At 73.1% G+C, this 15553-nt stretch carries 14 protein-coding genes; 10 read left to right on the top strand and 4 right to left on the bottom strand.

The genetic code is table 11. The features are described 5' to 3' along the window. Positions 1–47: 47 nt before the first annotated feature. From IPJ95_00725 to IPJ95_00715, 3 genes are all read left to right on the top strand, one after another. Entirely contained in the window at positions 48–299 is a 252-nt protein-coding gene (locus IPJ95_00725; GenBank protein ID MBK7922152.1) for a hypothetical protein, read from the top strand. A gap of 153 nt (positions 300–452) precedes the next feature. Further along, the gene (locus IPJ95_00720) at positions 453–1481 is read left to right on the top strand and encodes a DUF1080 domain-containing protein (GenBank protein MBK7922151.1); all 1029 of its coding nucleotides are present in this window, start codon (positions 453–455) and stop codon (positions 1479–1481) included. A gap of 8 nt (positions 1482–1489) precedes the next feature. Next, a complete protein-coding gene (locus IPJ95_00715; protein MBK7922150.1) occupies positions 1490–2599 on the top strand; it encodes a pyridoxal phosphate-dependent aminotransferase in 1110 nt (369 codons plus the stop codon). A gap of 33 nt (positions 2600–2632) precedes the next feature. On the opposite strand, the gene IPJ95_00710 is transcribed toward IPJ95_00715, so the two are convergent. The 3 genes from IPJ95_00710 to IPJ95_00700 form a co-directional block, all read right to left on the bottom strand. Continuing rightward, entirely contained in the window at positions 2633–3448 is an 816-nt protein-coding gene (locus tag IPJ95_00710; protein MBK7922149.1) for a hypothetical protein, read from the bottom strand. A gap of 179 nt (positions 3449–3627) precedes the next feature. Continuing rightward, positions 3628–4959 carry an Ig-like domain-containing protein gene (locus IPJ95_00705; GenBank protein MBK7922148.1) on the bottom strand — a complete coding sequence of 444 codons (1332 nt, stop codon included), beginning with the start codon at positions 4957–4959 and terminating at the stop codon, positions 3628–3630. A gap of 202 nt (positions 4960–5161) precedes the next feature. Next, entirely contained in the window at positions 5162–5872 is a 711-nt protein-coding gene (locus tag IPJ95_00700) for a hypothetical protein (GenBank protein MBK7922147.1), read from the bottom strand. 332 nt (positions 5873–6204) lie between these two features. Between IPJ95_00700 and IPJ95_00695 the strand changes: the two genes are divergently transcribed. After that, a complete protein-coding gene (locus tag IPJ95_00695; GenBank protein ID MBK7922146.1) occupies positions 6205–6972 on the top strand; it encodes an SH3 domain-containing protein in 768 nt (255 codons plus the stop codon). 9 nt (positions 6973–6981) lie between these two features. On the opposite strand, the gene IPJ95_00690 is transcribed toward IPJ95_00695, so the two are convergent. Next, the gene (locus tag IPJ95_00690) at positions 6982–8580 is read right to left on the bottom strand and encodes a diguanylate cyclase (GenBank protein MBK7922145.1); all 1599 of its coding nucleotides are present in this window, start codon (positions 8578–8580) and stop codon (positions 6982–6984) included. 151 nt (positions 8581–8731) lie between these two features. Between IPJ95_00690 and IPJ95_00685 the strand changes: the two genes are divergently transcribed. The 6 genes from IPJ95_00685 (at position 8732) to IPJ95_00660 (ending at position 15265) form a co-directional block, all read left to right on the top strand. Continuing rightward, positions 8732–9592 (top strand): hypothetical protein, encoded by an 861-nt coding sequence (locus IPJ95_00685; GenBank protein ID MBK7922144.1) that lies wholly within the window; start codon positions 8732–8734, stop codon positions 9590–9592. 156 nt (positions 9593–9748) lie between these two features. Further along, complete coding sequence (locus tag IPJ95_00680; GenBank protein ID MBK7922143.1) at positions 9749–10120, top strand: response regulator; 372 nt, start codon at positions 9749–9751, stop codon at positions 10118–10120. 52 nt (positions 10121–10172) lie between these two features. After that, a complete protein-coding gene (locus tag IPJ95_00675; protein ID MBK7922142.1) occupies positions 10173–11570 on the top strand; it encodes a hypothetical protein in 1398 nt (465 codons plus the stop codon). After that, positions 11567–12058 carry a hypothetical protein gene (locus IPJ95_00670; protein ID MBK7922141.1) on the top strand — a complete coding sequence of 164 codons (492 nt, stop codon included), beginning with the start codon at positions 11567–11569 and terminating at the stop codon, positions 12056–12058. Before IPJ95_00675 ends, IPJ95_00670 begins: the two co-directional genes overlap by 4 nt. A gap of 41 nt (positions 12059–12099) precedes the next feature. Beyond that, on the top strand, positions 12100–13014 hold the full coding sequence (gene hemF / locus IPJ95_00665; protein MBK7922140.1) for an oxygen-dependent coproporphyrinogen oxidase: 915 nt from the start codon (positions 12100–12102) through the stop codon (positions 13012–13014). A 46-nt stretch (positions 13015–13060) separates the two neighbouring features. Next, positions 13061–15265, top strand: a complete 2205-nt coding sequence (locus tag IPJ95_00660) for a GAF domain-containing protein (protein ID MBK7922139.1) — start codon at positions 13061–13063, stop codon at positions 15263–15265. Positions 15266–15553: the final 288 nt, after the last annotated feature.

Here is a 15553-nt window from a genome sequence, read left to right as displayed (position 1 = left end):
AGCCGACGCTCCCACGCTTCCCCGGTCCCCTCACCCGGAGGCGCTCCATGAACCAGTGCTCTCTCTGCATGACCGAACTGCACCCCCAGGCCGTGGTCTGCGTCGGCTGCGGCGCCTCCAAGGTGCAGGTGCGCAAGAAGGCCGGCATCCTCCGCGGCCTCGCCATCCTGGGGCTCTCCCTGATCGGCCTGCTGCTGGTGATGGGCGGACGGTACCTGTACGGCTTCGCGTGCTTCGGTGGCCTGGTCCTCCTCGGCAACACGATCCCCTGGGAGACGCGGTGGGTGAAGTCGATCTAGGCGGTAGGGCGGCGACCGAGGGCCCTTCGGGAGCCGCGCAGCGGCGACCCGGGCCCGAGGGAGTGGCGGTAGGGCGGTAGATTGTATTGCCGCTTCCCTTTTCCCTTTTCCCTCTTCCCGTTTCCCTTTTCCCCCTTTCCCTCTCCCACCCCCATGCGCTTGAAGCGGCTGCCCACCCTCCCCCTGCTCGCCCTCGCGACGACCTCGCTGGCCGCCCAGTCCGGCGATGGCTGGCGGGTGCACGAGATGACCCGCCCCCATCCCGCCACCGCCGCCGCGGTGCCGGCCGCGCGGGCCGACCAGCCGCCCCCGGGCGCCGTGGTGCTGTTCGACGGTCATGGGCTGGCGCACTGGGTGGGGAGCGACGGGGCCGCGCCCAGGTGGGCAGCCACCCGGGAGTACTTCGAGGCCCGGCCCGGTGCGGGGACCATCAGCACCGTCGATTCCTTCGGCGACATGCAGCTGCACCTGGAGTGGTCGGCGCCGGCGCCGGCGCACGGCGAGGGTCAGGACCGCGGCAACAGCGGCGTGTTCCTGATGGGGCGCTACGAGCTGCAGGTGCTCGACAGCTGGCACAGCGACACCTACACCGACGGCCAGGCCGGCGCCATGTACGGCCAGCATCCGCCGCTTTACAACGCCTCGCTGCCGCCCGGCGCCTGGCAGCGCTATGACATCATCTTCCGCCGGCCGCGCTTCGGCGCCGATGGCGCGCTCCTCGCCCCGGCGCGGGTCACGGTGTTCCACAACGGCGTGCCGGTGCAGAACAACGTCGAGCTGTTCGGCCCTACCAGCTGGCTGGCCCGGCTCCCCTACGAGGCGCACCCCGACCGCCTTCCCTTCGGGCTGCAGGACCACGGACACAAGGTCCGCTTCCGCAACGTCTGGGTGCGCCCGCTGCCGGAGGAGGCCCCGCCGCCGCCACCGCCCGCCAGCCGGGCCACCACCGAGGCGGAGCGCCGGGCGCTGGTGGGCCGCTACGGCGACGCCACCGTGCGCGACAGCCTGGGCCGGCTCTGGCTCGATCTCGGCGACCAGCCGATGGCGCTCGTCGCCACCGCCGACGGGGGATGGGCCATCGAGGGGGTGGACGCGCCGGTGGAGTTCACCCGCGGCCCCGAGGGCGCGCCGGCGACCGTCACCTTCACGGTGGGTGGCGTGCGCATCCGCTTCGGCCGGTAGGAGCCCCGATGCAATACCGCCGGATGCCCATCGAGGTCGAGTCGCCGGAGGAGACCGGCTACGAGACCATCGCCTGCAACCTCGCCGAGAGTTCCATCCGCGACCGCCGCCTCGGCGACCTCGGCCTGGCGCTCGACCTCGACCGGTTGCTGCTGCTCTACGGCGACCACCGCGGCCACCCCGGCTTCCGCGCCCTGCTCGCCGCCGAGGCGGGGTGCTCCCCCGACCAGGTGCTGCTCACGCCCGGCGCGGCCGGCGCGCTGTTCATCGTGAGCACCACGCTGCTCGGCGCCGGTGACCACCTGGTGGTGCTGCGGCCCAACTACGCCACCAACCTCGAGACCCCGCGCGCCATCGGCTGCGCCATCACCTGCATCGATCTCGAGCTGGAGCGCGGCTGGCGCTACACCGCCGACGACATCGCGCGCGCGCTCACGCCCGCCACGCGGCTGGTGAGCCTCACCACGCCGCACAATCCCACCGGCACGGTGCTGCCCCGCGCGGACCTCGAGGCCATCGCGGCGCTGTGCGCCCGCCGCGGCGTGCACCTGCTGGTGGACGAGACCTACCGCGACCTGGCCGACGACCCGCCGGCCACCTTTGCCACGACGCTCGGCGAGCACGTGATCAGCGTGGCGTCGCTCTCCAAGGCGTACGGGCTGCCCGGCCTCCGGCTGGGGTGGCTGCTCACCCGCGACCGCGCCCTCAACGAGCGGTTCCTCGCCGCCAAGGAGCAGATGGTGATCTGTGGCGCGGTGCTGGACGAGGAGGTCGGGTACCAGGTCTATCGCCGGCGGCGGGAGGAACTGCCGGCCATTGCGGCCCAGGTGCGCGCCGGGCGCGACACCCTGCGCCAGTGGATGGCGGGGGAGCCGCGGATGGAGTGGGTGGAGCCGGCGGGCGGGGTGGTGGCCTTCCCCCGCATCCGCGCGGATGCCGGGGTGGATGTGGCGCGCTTCTACCAGGAGCTCAACGGCACCCACAAGACGTGGGTGGGCCCGGGGCACTGGTTCGAACGGGACGATCGCTGCATGCGGATCGGCTTCGGGTGGCCCACGCCCGCGGAGCTCGCGGCGGGGCTGGCGAATGTGAGTGCGGCGTTGTCGGTAAGGCGGTAGGGCGGTAAGGCGGTACCGCCCTCCCGGCCCCGCCTAATCTTCCATGTGCTCCGGATACTGTTCCTGCATGCACTGGGGGCAGAAGGAGTGGCTGAAGCGGGCCTCGGAGTGCGAGGAGACGTAGCCCTCGAGCTGCTCCCAGTAGCCCTCGTCGTTGCGGATCTTCTTGCAGAAGGAGCAGATCGGGAGGAGGCCGCTCAGTGTCTTGACCCGGACCAGCGCCTCACGCAGGTCGCCGACCAGCTGCTGGTTCTCGTGCAGCGCGAGCTGCAGCCGGTCGAGCGCCGCCTGCCGCTCGGCGGTGGCGGCCTGCTCGATGGCCAGCGAATGCGCAAAGGCCACCGCGAGCACCCACCCCAGCGCGAACGCCGCCGCGCCGATGTGCACCCAGCCCCAGAGCGCGGCGCCCCCGATGCCGTCCTGCACCACGATCACCCAGCTTCCCGCCAGCGCCAGTCCCGAGCTCAGGAGCCCGTAGGGCAGGGCATCGAAGAGCAGCAGCGGCAGCATCATCACCAGCACGTAGATGAACGAGAAGAGCGGGGAGCCACTGCGTCCGGTGACCAGGATGAGGCCGAGAAAGATGGCGGCGGAACCGAAGGGGGCGGCCAGCCGGATGGCGCCGATGGCCAGCGGGCCGCCCCGGCGCAGCGCCAGCGCGGTGAGGAGCAGCAGGGTGCACCAGGCCAGCCGCAGGGACAGCGCCGCGGGCGCGGCGCCGCCGGCTGCGACCCGATCCACGACGTGTGAGGCGAGGATGAGGACCGCGCCGACCACCAGGAAGGTGGCGCGCTGGCGGTAGGAGGACTCGCGCTTGGCGTCGACGTCGGCCTGCGTGGGGAGCAGCATTCGCCTGCCTGGACCCCCGTCGGGGGGGAGGTGCCCATCCCTGGGCCGGAAAACATAGGACAGGACCGCTCCCCGAAAATGGCCGCTCCGGCGCGGCCGTCAAGCGCCCATTTCTGCTTTCCACGTCAGGCATTCATGACTGCGCCCCGGCGGCGTTGCCGCCGGGGCCGTCACGCCCGCTAGGGCTGGCCCGTCACCTTCATCGGAGTGGGCGTGAAGCCGCCGGCCACCCCGAGCTGGCCGAAGGTATTGTCGCCCCAGCAGTAGAGCACCCCGCCGGCGGTGAGGCCACAGTTGTGCCGTTCGCTCCCCGTGGAGAGGCTGGCAAAGGTGTGGCCGCCCGTCACCGCGACCGGCACCGAATCCTCGGCGATGCCGATGGCGCCCAGCTGCCCCCGGTCGTTGCTGCCCCAGCACCAGGCCGCCCCGCCCGGCGCGAGGGCGCAAGTGTGGTATGTCCCGGCATCGACGGCGATGGCCTTGAATCCCCCATGGACCGCGACCGGGATCTCGGAAAAGAAGGTCTGGTTGTCCCCCAGCTGCCCCGAGTTGCCGTCGCCCCAGCACCAGGTGGTGCTGTCGGCGGCCGAGATGCCGCAGCTGTGAACGACGTTGACCCCGATGGCCAGGAAGGTGGCGGGCGGTGCGACCACCGCCATCGGCACCAGGGTGCCGGCGATGGTATCGATGCCGAGCTGGCCGTTCCCGTTACCGCCCCAGCACTGCCCGATACCGGTGCTGGTGACGGCGCAGGTGTGGGTGGAGCCGGGCGTGATCATGGCGTAGGTGGCGCCGCCGGCCACCGCGGCCGGGCCCACCGGGGTGTTGCTGAAGGTGCTGTCGCCGATCTGGCCGCTGTTGTTGCGGCCCCAGCACCAGGCGGCGCCGCCCGGCTCGAGCCCGCAGCCGTGCTCCAGCTTGAGGGCCAGCGAGGCCAGGGTCGGGAGGCCCGCCAGCTGCGTGGCGCCGGCGGCCGGGTCGACCCAGCACCACGTCTCGCCGGCGCTGGTCAGCCCGCAGGCGATGCTGTCGCCCACCGCCACCTGGGTGTAGGCGTGGCCATCGGCCAGCGGGACCGGATACGCGCTGTTGGTGTAGAGCCCCCAGCAGTACGGCCGGCCCCCGGTGGTCACCGCGCAGGTCTGGTACGGGCCGGCGTCCACCTGCGCAAAGGCCACGGTGTGCGCCGTCACGGTCAGGGTGTCGCTCACACCCTCGCTGGTGGCGGTGAGCCGCGCGGTGCCGGTGTCGGCCACCTGCAGCACCCCGGTGCTGTCGACGTCCGCCACCGCGGGGTCGAGGCTGGCCCAGGTCACGGCCCGCCCGGTGAGCAGCTTGCCGGAGGCGTCGCGGAGGGCCACGGCGTAGGGCGCGCTCTGGCCCCGCAGCACCGAGTCCGCCCCCGTGATGGCCAGGGTGGCCACCGGCTTGGGGGGCCCCGCCGTGTCGTCACCGCCGCCGCAGGCCGCCAGCGCGATCAGCAGGGTGCATCCGGGCAACAGCATCCGCATGGGTCAGGCTCCAGAAGAAAGAAGGTGGGGTCCCCGGGGGTCGGCACCCCGGCAGGAATGGCGCCATCCGTAGCAGGAATCGGACCCGGGGAGTAACGCAGGCGGGCGGGAGGTCATCTCACACGGCGGCGCGGCCGGAAAGGCGAGCGGGGAATGGGTGCCTCCCCATTCCCCGCGCTACGTCCCGGATCACGTCTCCCAGCTAGCGGCCCAGCATCTCCCCGAGCGCGGCCAGCCGGGCCGCCCAGAACGCCTTCCGCACGGCAATGTCCGCCCTGCTGCCGAGGGGCCCCTCCTGGACCTGCATCATGCTCCGGCCGCGATCCTTGGCGGTGAAGACGAACTCCACCGACGCGCCGCCGGCCGTCCGGCCGCGCGCGTACTTGTCCTTGGTGGTGCTGCGGATCGCCACCGCGCCGGGCTCGAGCCAGCGCTTCCGGCTCCGCCCGTCGCTCACGGCGCGATAGAGCCGGGCGAGCGGGACCGGGAAGGTGCGGCTCTTGTTGGCCACGTAGCCGCCCCCGCGGCGCTGGCCCTTCTCGCGGAGGCCCTTGATCCGTTCGTAGCCGACGGTCACCGACTGGGCCCACCAGCTGCCGAGCCTCCAGGTGTCCTGGATGTATCTCGCGATCCGCGGATGGGACCAGGTGTGTGCCTCGACCCGGTCGAGGGACCAGACCCAGCGCTCCCAGGTGCAGCCGGTGCCGGCCTTCACGGCCTGGTCGGACATGCCGGCGCGGGCGGCGAGATCGGAGGCGGGGGCCGGCGCGGGCACGCGGGCGGTTGGCCGGGGCGGCGCGGCGCGTCGGGGCACTGGCTGGTGCAGGAGGATGGCGCGGGCGGCGGTGTAGGATTCGCCGGTCTGCTGCATGCGCGCGCGCACCACGCGCTTGAAGTCCTTGTCGGAAGGCATGGTCTGTTCCCTTTGGTCAGGCCACGGGCCACGCCCCCCAGCGGCGGCGCCCATGGCGACGCAAAGGAATGGTCCCGCGATCCGGGAGTCTGCCCCCCTTTGCCCCTCGGGGGCCCACGCTGGGGGTGGGCCGATGGGGTTGGGCGCGGATCGTCGCCCTGCCCCTATGGTGGGGCCCGGCCCACGATCCGGCAAGCCCCGTGGCTCTTGCCTCCCCGGCCACCCCCTCCCCAGCTTTCCCGGCGGTTGACGCCAGGCCCCCGGAGGGCCGGGACCGTCCCGCACCGGCGCCGCTCCCAGAGAGCCCGGCCCACCCCTTCCCAGAGTCTGCCATGCCCCGGCTCTCGCCGCTGGCCCTTCGTGGCGGCTGCACGCTTCTCCTTGGCCTCGCGGCCTGCGGCGGGCAGTCCCCGCCCCCGGATCCGGCGCCCGTGGCCGTCCCCGACACCCAACCCCTGCCCGCGCCAGCCCCGGCGGTGGTGCGGGTGGATACCGTGACGGTCCGTGATCCCGAACTCGAGACCCGCCTGGCACGGCTCGAGCTCCGGCTGGCCGAACGGGAGGCGCAGGTGGAGGCGCTGACCGCCCGGCTCGACGACGCCCACGGCGAGGTGGCCCAGGCGCTGGCCAAGCTGCAGGGGGGCGCCACCCGGGCCGAGGCGGCGTCCGCGCTGGCGGAGGCGGAGATCGCGGTGCAGGGGATGCCGGCGGCCGGCACGGCCGAGCTGGGGGATGACCAGGGACAGGCCAGGAACCTGCTGGCCCAGAGCAACGCGGCCTTCGGGGCGGGGAACTACGGCGGGGCGCGGTACCTGGCCACCAAGTCCAAGACCCTCGCGGCGCGGGTGCGGGCCCGGGTGAGCACCCTCGATCGCGGCGGCCGCCGCAGCGGCGAGAAGCTCTTTGCCGAGCCGGTGCGCTTCCTGGTGGCCAGCCGGGCCAACCTGCGCGAGGGGCCGGGGCTCGGCACCCGGGTGCTGTCGTCGCTCGAGCGCGGGGAGCGGGTCACCGCCACGTCGTATCTCGGCGAGTGGCTGCGGGTCAAGGACAGCGCCGGGCGTGAGGGGTGGATCTTCCAGCCCCTGGTCACCCGGGACTAGCCGCCGAGCCTACGCCCGCACCCGGTCGCGGCCCTCGCGCTTGGCCCGGTAGAGCGCCTCGTCGGCGGCGGCGGTGAGGCTGTCGGGAGTGCCGCCGCTGGCCGGGGTCTGCGCCACCCCGATACTGAGCGTCACCACCCCCCCGTCGAAGGCCTCCAGCGCGATCCGGCGCCGCAGCCGCTCCGCCAGCAGCATCGCCCCCTCCAGCGCCGTCTCCGGCAGCACCACCGCGAACTCCTCGCCACCGTAGCGCGCCGCGCAGTCGCCGGCGCGCACCGCCTCGCGGGTCAGCTCGGCCACGCGGCGCAGCACCGCGTCGCCGGCCAGGTGGCCGTGGCTGTCGTTGTAGCGCTTGAAGTGGTCGATGTCGATCAGCAGCAGCGAGGTGGCGTGCTGGTGGCGGCGCGCCCGCTCGCACTCGGTGGCGAGCACCATGCCGAGGTGCCGGCGGTTGTAGAGCCCGGTGAGGGCATCGGTGATGGACAGCTGCTCCAGGTTCTCCCGGCCCTCGCGCAGCCGGGTCACCATGGTGTTGAACACCTCGGTCAGCGCCCCGACCTCCCCGCCGGTGGTGACGGGGAGGTCCACGCCCAGGTCGCCGGCGGCCACCTGCCGGGCGCCCTCGATCAGCCGGTCGAGCGGCCGCACGATCACGATGCCGAACAGGTAGGCCAGCACGCCGATCACGGCGAGCATGGCCAGGATGATCACCACGCTCATGGTCCGGGCCCGGGCCAACTGGGCGTAGGCCAGCCGGCTGGGCAGCTCCGCCACCACCATCCCGTCCAGGCTCGGCACCAGGCTGCCGGAGCCGACCATCTCGCGGCCCTCGGCATTGGCATAGCGGGTCAGGCCGCCGCTGTCCGCGAGGGCGCCGACCACCGCCGCAGCGTAGCGCGGGGCCGGCTGGCCGGCGCGAGTGGAATCGCTCGAGAGGCGGAGCTCGCCGGCGCGCGAGATAAGCTGGAACTGCAGGCCCGGGCGCCTGGGCAGCTCGGCCAGCCCGCGCAGGAGCTCCGCGGGGTTGAGCCGGGCGATCAGCCCACCCACCGCCTGCCCGGAGCCCGCGGCGATCACCGGCACCGCGACGATCACCTCGCCGGCCCCGCTGCTGTCCTGCATCCGGTGTTCGATCACCGGATCGCCCCGGCCCAGCTGCTCGGCCCAGTCGGTGGGGAGCACCTCGGGACCGAGCGCGGGTCCGGCGGTCCCAAGCACCCGGCCCCGCCCGTTCACCACGGCCAGGGCCCGATAGTCCCGGATCCGTCCGTGCACCGAGACGAGGTAGTCCTTGAGCCGGGCGGCGCCGCGGGCGTCGGACCGGCCCACGTTGTCGGACACCTCGTAGGAATTGGCGACGGCGCGCAGGTCGCCGACGGTGCCCTTGAGCCAGAGGTCCATGGTCCGCGCGGCCTGGAGGCTCGCGCCGTACAGCTCCTCCTCGAGCCGCGTGGTCATCGCCCGCTGGATCTGGGTGTAGTAGACGATCGCGGTGAACAGCGAGGGGAGAAGCCCCGCCGCCACCGCGAAGACCAGGATCTTCTTCCGGAGCGAATCGAGGCGGAGGATCGCGAGCCACCGACCGGTGCGGGGTGCCGAGCCGTTCAACCGGGGGTCGTCCTGGGTGGGGGTGAGGGGGGAGCCCCCGGAAGATGAACGGGTGCCTGGTCCCCGCCAAGAGCGGCGCGGGGATCCCGCCAGGTTCAGGGGCATGGTTTCTGCGGGTTGCGAGGGCTCACCACCAACCCTGGGGCATCCGATGCGGGCATGGCACTCCCTGGCGCTGGCCGGGCTCCTCTGGGCGCTCCCGGCGGACGCCGCCGCCCAGAAGTTCACCGGCACCTACACCATCCAGGGCCAGCAGGGCGTCGTCACCCTCGCGCTCACGCACGCGCAGGGCGGCGCCACCAGCGGCACCCTCTCCGGCAACGGGACCGTCATCCGCCTGGCCGGAAAGGCCAGTCGCGGCGAGCTCACCGGCGAGGCCGTGAGCGGCTCGAGCCGCGCCGTCTTCACCGCGACCATCGAAGGCAATCAGCTGGTCTTCGTGCTCGTGGAGCTGGGCGCCGACGGGGCACCCAACCTGGCCACCGCCACCGAGCTCCGGTTCAACAAGGTGAGCAACATCGCCGCGGCCCCGCCGGCCGGTGCCACGCCGGCCGCCCCCGCGGCGCCCTCCCCCCCGGTCGCGGGGCGCCCGCGTGCCCCCGCCGCCGCGCCCGCCCCGGCGCCGCCCGCGCCCCGAGCCTCCGCCGGCTCGCCCCAGGACCAGCAGCTGCGGGACCTGCTCCTCAGCTCCGCATGGTGCAGCTTCTCCTACAGCCAGACCAGCGGGAGCACCAACACCAGCCGCAACGTCTTCCTGGCCGATGGCCGGCTGCTGGTGAACTCCAATCACGAAGGCGGGACGGTCAACCAGTACGGCGGCGGCTCCACGCCGAGCGGCAGCGTCTACAGCCAGTCGCAGGGTGGGGGGACCTACCGCTGGCAGGTCCAGGGAGGGCAGCTCTACCTGGATGGGGGCCAGGGATTCCAGGCGGTGCCGCTGTCCATCGCGCGGAATTCCAACGGGTACCCGATCATCACCGCCGATGGCAAGGAGTACAGTCAGTGCCGGTAGGCCCGCGCCGGGGGAGGGCGTGCCGTTCAACCCTGATGGCGCAATCCCCGAACACCATGGCCCGGGTCGACGGTCCAACGGTCTCCGGGAAAAGATGAAGGCTGCTTTAGAAGCCTCTTCACCCGGCCTTCATGGGGTGATCATCAACTTTGCACGATGCGCCTGCTCGTAATTGAGGATGATTCCAAGGTCGCCGGCTTCCTGGAGCAGGGATTCCGGGAGGAGGGGTTCGAGGTCGAGGTCGCCCGCGAGGGCCTCTCCGGCTTCACCCGGGGCCGTGACGGCGCCTTCGACCTGATCCTGCTGGACTACATGCTCCCCGGGCAGGATGGTCCGGCCGTGGTCGGTGCCCTCCGCCGCGAGGGGGTGCAGACCCCGGTGCTCATGCTCACCGCCCGGGACGACCCCCGGGACATCCGTACCGCGATGGATGCCGGCGCGGACGGCTACATCACCAAGCCCTTCCGCTTCGACGACCTGCTGGACCGCATCCACGCCCTCCTGACGGCGCGCCGCCTCTTCACCTGATCCCCCGCCCCCGGCCGCCCGCCGGGGTTGCCGCACCGTTTCCGGATGCTCCATGCGATCACTGCAACGCACGCTCGCGCTGCGTTACGGCTTCACCATGCTGGTGGCGCTCGTCACCGTCGCGCTGTGGGCGTTCCTCGGCGTGCAGCGCACGCTCGCCCGCCAGCTCGACCTTGCCCTGGACGATGGCGCCGACCTGATGGTCGACGTGGTGGCGAAGGGGGAGGGGCTGGCCCAGCACGCGGGCGCGCGGGACCTCTCGGTGTTCCTCGACGAGGTCAACCGGCTGGTGGTGATCCGCGACAGCGGCGGCCGGGTGCTCGACTACAACATGCCCCTCGCCAACATCCTGCCCCTCGATTCTGCCGCCTTCCAGACCGCCCTGCACGGCGGGCACGCGTGGGCCACCAATGACTTCGCCGGACGAAGGATCCGCTCCGCCTACGTGGCCGGTCCGCCGAGGGCCCGTGGGGGGGCCGCGCCCCCCGCGGTGGTCCAGGTGGCGGCCTCCCTGCGCCCGCTCCAGACGGCCTCCGACTCCCTGCTGCTCCGGCTGGTGCTGACCGCCCTGATCGGGACCCTGCTCACCACGGCGGGGGCCGGATGGCTGGCGCGCTCCTCCCTCGAGCCGGTGGGGGAGATCGCGGCCCAGGCCCGGGCCGTGAGCGTGCGGGGCGATGGCCACCGCATCACCGTGCACGCCGACGTGCTCGAGCTGCAGGACCTCATCGCCATGCTGAACGGGATGCTGCAGCGCCTGGACGCAGCACTGATCCAGCAGCGTCGCATCATCTCCGACGTGGGCCACGACCTCCGCACCCCGATCACCGCCATGCGGGGCGAGCTCGAGGTGGCGCTCCGCACCCCCCGCTCGCCGGTGGAGTACCAGGCCCTGCTGCGCAGCGTCCTGGAGGAGGTGGACCACCTCGCCGGCATGGGCGACGCCATGATCGCGCTGGCCCGCCTCGAGGCCGGCGAGGCGATCCTCGACCGGCGCGACACCGACCTCGCCGCGCTGGTGCAGCATGAGGCCCGCCGCTTCGCGGCGCGCCATCCCGCGCTGGCGCTCGCCCCGCCGGAGACGCCGGCTCCCGCCACCTCGGTGACGGTCGATGCCCGCCTGCTGGGGCTGGCCCTGGGGCAGCTGCTGGAGAACGCCCTGCGCCACGTGCCGCCCGGGACGCCGGTGCGCGCCGGGGTCCGTGACGAGGACCACGGCGTGGCGCTGGTGGTCGAGGATGCCGGCCCCGGGGTGCCCGCCGAGCAGCTCCCCCGGCTCTTCGAGCCCTTCTTCCGGCAGGACCTGGCCCGCACCCGGGGGGGCGCCGGGCTCGGCCTGACCCTGGTGCGCTCGGTGGCGCAGGCCCACGGGGGCGCGGTGCTGGCGGACCGGAGCCCGCTGGGTGGCCTGCGTGTCCGGGTGGTGCTGCCCCGCACACCGGCCGGCTGACCGGGCGGGGGCCCAACGCCACGGCGGCGGGGCGCGTGGGCGCCCCGCCGCCGTGGCGTCTCAGGGGGTCAGACGGTGCGGGAGAAGACCGCGCGCTCGCGCGCCCGCTCGAGGTGGGCGTCGAGTTCCATGCACAGGTTGCGGATGAAGTACCGTCCGACCGGCGTCACCACGATCCGGTCTGCCTCCACCACCACCAGCCCATGCGCGGCGTGCCGCTCCACCCGCTCGAGGTCCTCGGCGTGGACTGGCACACCCAGGCGGGCGAGGCGCGCCGGCGGCTGGGCCGGCAGCAGGCGCTGCAGGGGAACTTCGACCCCTGCTGGCTGTACGCCGCCCCGGCGGAGATCCGGCGCCGCACCCGGCGGATGCTGCTCGAGATGAGCGGCGGCCCGCATATCGCCAACCTGGGTCACGGCATCCTGCCGGACACCCCGGTGGCGCATGCCCGCGCCTTCGTGGACGCGGTGAAGGACGGCGGGGCGTGATCGGGGTGGCGCCGTCGTTTGCGCCGGCGGCCGCGCGCTGGATGACCGACGTCCACGATGCGCTGACCGCGTTCTTCGTGGGCATGGATGGCGGCGGGAACTTCACCGAGGAGCGCTGGGAGCGACCCGGTGGGGGCGGCGGCGTGTCCCGGGTGCTGCTCGAGGGGAAGACGTTCGAGCAGTCGGGCGTGAACCGCTCTGAGGTCACGGGGGTGCTGGAACGCGGCATGGCCGGCCGACTGGCGCTCGCGGCGCCGCCGCCCGAGGGGGCGCGGTTCTTCGCCACGGGCGTCAGCATGGTCACCCACCCGCGGAGCCCGCTGATCCCGACGGTGCACCTCAATATCCGCTACTTCGAGCTGACCACGGCCGATGGTGAGCCGTTCGACGCCTGGTTCGGCGGTGGCACCGACCTGACCCCGACCTGGCCCTGCCCGGACGACGCCCGGCACTGGCACCGGACGCTGGCCGAGGTCTGCGATGCCCACGATCCCGTTTTCTACCCCCGCTTCAAGGCCTGGTGCGATGACTACTTCCGGAACACGCACCGGGGGGGAGAGGCGCGCGGGGTGGGGGGGGTGTTCTTCGACCACCTCCGTCCGGGCCGGGAGGGGCTTCCGGAGCGGGAGCGGCTGGCGGCCTTCGTGAATGCGATCGGCCGCGCGCTCCCGGCAGCGTACGGGCCCATCGTGGACCGGTACCGCGACACCCCCTGGGGCGAGCGGGAGCGCACCCTGCAGCTGGAGCGCTGGGGGCGCTATGTGGAGTTCAACCTGCTCCATGACCGGGGGACCCACTTCGGGCTGCAGAGCGGGGCCCGGGTGGAGAGCATCCTCATGAGCCTCCCGCCGCTGGCCCGCTGGAGCTACGGCTCGGCGCCCCAGCCGGGCAGCCCGGAGGCCGCGCTCTCGGCCATGCTGGTCCCGCAGGACTGGGTGAGCGACACTTCATACTAAGTTCGCTTGACAGAATGGCTTCCAGAGGGCCATTCTCTGTCCATTCATGGACGTCAAGCCGCTGCACCCGCCCTTCGGGGCTGCCGATCTCACCAACTGCGACCGGGAGCTTGTTCAGCTGCCCGGCTCCGTGCAGCCGCACGGAGTCCTGCTGGTGTTGCATCCCCAGAAGCTCCACGTGCTCCAGGCCACGCTCAACGCGGAGGCCGTCCTGGGGCCGTGGGGCGCCTCCCCGCTCGGCCGTTCCATCGACAGCCTCGATCCCGAGCTCGGTGACCTGATTCGCCAGCTGCGCGACAGCGACGAACTGCGCACCCCCGTGCCGGCGGCCGCGACGATCGAGTATCCCGACGGGATCCGGCGGTTCGAGGCCACCTGCGTGCGGCTCCGGTCCGAGGGGATCGCGGTGGAGCTGGAGCCGGAGGTGCCGGATCCCCTCTGCGCCCCGGGCGAGGATGTGGCCCAGCGGGTGTCCCGGGTGCTCACCGCCGGCCTTGCGTCGCTCAACGCCGCCCCGACGCTGCAGGCCCTCTATGACGAGACGGTGCGGGTGATGCGGGAGCTGGCGGGGTACGACCGGGTGATGGTGTACAAGTTTGACCCGGACGGCCACGGCGAGGTGGTGGGCGAGGCCCGCCGCGACGACCTGGAGTCCTTCCTCGGGCTGCACTACCCCTCCTCCGACATCCCCCAGCAGGCCCGCGAGCTGTACCTGCAGAACCGGGTCCGGGTGCTGGTCGACGTGGCCTACGAGCCGGCGCCGCTGTTCCCGCGGCTCTCGCCCATCTCCGGTGGCGACGTGGACATGTCGGGCTGCACCCTCCGCAGCATGTCGCCGCTGCACCTCCAGTACCTCACCAACATGGGCGTCCGGGCCACGCTCGTGACCAGCCTTACGCGGGAGGAGCGGCTGTGGGGGCTGATCAGCTGCCACCACTACTCCACCCGCCGGCTCCCCTTCGAGGTGCGGGCGGCGTGCGGCATCCTCTCGGAGATGGTCTCGACCCGCCTCTCGGCCCTCGAGGGGATGGCGCTGGCCCAGGCCGCGCTCACGGTGCGCCGGCTGGAGCAGCAGATCGTGGAGTCCCTGGCCACGACCGGGGACTGGCGCACCAGCCTCTTCATGTCGCCCCGGCTGCTGCTGCAGGCGGTGGACGCCTCGGGCGCGGCGCTGCTCTACGAGAACGACATCCTCACCGCCGGCAACGTGCCCTCCTCGCACGACATCCGGGCCATCATGGCGTGGCTCGAGAGCTACGCGCCCTCGGAACCGGTGCTGGTGACCAACGCGCTGGCGCGGATGGCGCCGCAGTTCGGGCACCTGGCCGGTTCGGCGGCCGGGGTGCTCGCCGTGGCGCTGTCGGGCCGGGGCCAGGAGTTCCTGCTGTGGTTCCGGCCGGAACAGGTGCAGACGGTGCGGTGGGGCGGGGACCCGCACAAGCCGGTGGACCCTGAGGATCCCAACCGGCTGTCGCCGCGGCGCTCCTTCGCGGTCTGGACCGAGGTGACCCGGGCCACCTCGCGGCCGTGGGCGGAGCAGGAGCTGGCCACGGCGCATTCCATCCGCACCTCGCTGGTGGACATGGTGCAGCAGGTGCAGGCGGTGCGGGTGCTCATCGCGCAGGACCAGCTGCACCAGGTGCTGCAGGCGGTGCACACCGCCCCGGAGCCGACGATCATCCTTGGCGCGGAGGGGAAGGTCCTGGTGGTCAACCGTGCCTTCCGCGCCCTGATCGGGGCGAGCGCCCCGGACATCGAGTCGGCGGAGGACCTCTGCGCGCTGTTCAGCAGCGAGGCCGAGGCGGAGACGATGCTGACGGCGCTCCGGGCGGAGCGGCGGCTCTGGTCGGCGGAGCTCAGCCTGCGGGGGGAGGGTGGGCATCCCATCCCCGTGTCGATCCGGGGCGAGCCGGTGCCGGGGGAGAATGGCCGCGACCTTGGCTACGTGATCTTCGCGACCGACGTCCGGGCCCGGCGCGACGCCGAGGCCGCGCGGCGCCGGGTGCATGATGTCCTGCGCGATGCCCGGCAGCGGTCCATCTCCGAGACCAGCGACACCAAGACCGCCAAGGACTTCCGCGAGATGATCGAGGCGATCCTCAACTCCGCCCGTCGCGCGCTGACCGAGATGACGGGTGACACCCGCATGGCGGCGCCGGGGGCGATGGCGAGCATCGAGGCGCTGACCCGGCGGGCGGCGGCCCTCGCGCTGCAGCTCGAGGGCTACGCCGCCTCGCGGCGCAAGCGTTAGTCCAGCGCCGCGAAAGATCCTGGCGTTGAGCTCGAGCGCCTGCGGCGCCGCCGGGTTGTCCCCGCCGCACCGCACCGCCCCGCCCACCGCCGCGCCGGCGGCTCCCCGCCCGCCCGATCCCCCACGCGGTGTCCGGCCGCGCGCACCGCTTCCACCCCGAGTTCCTCCTCCAGAACGTGGCCCACCTCGCGGAGCCGGACCAGCAGCGTACCATACTGGTCACGCGGGCGGGTGCCGTCAGGCGGGCGGCGCATCAGGAGACCTCGGTCCGCGGAGACTCGTGCGGCG

Source organism: Gemmatimonadota bacterium (assembly GCA_016713785.1).
GTDB lineage: Bacteria > Gemmatimonadota > Gemmatimonadetes > Gemmatimonadales > GWC2-71-9 > JADJOM01.
The sequence above is the reverse complement of the archived record's forward strand: the minus strand, read 5'-3'. Positions and strand labels throughout refer to the sequence as shown.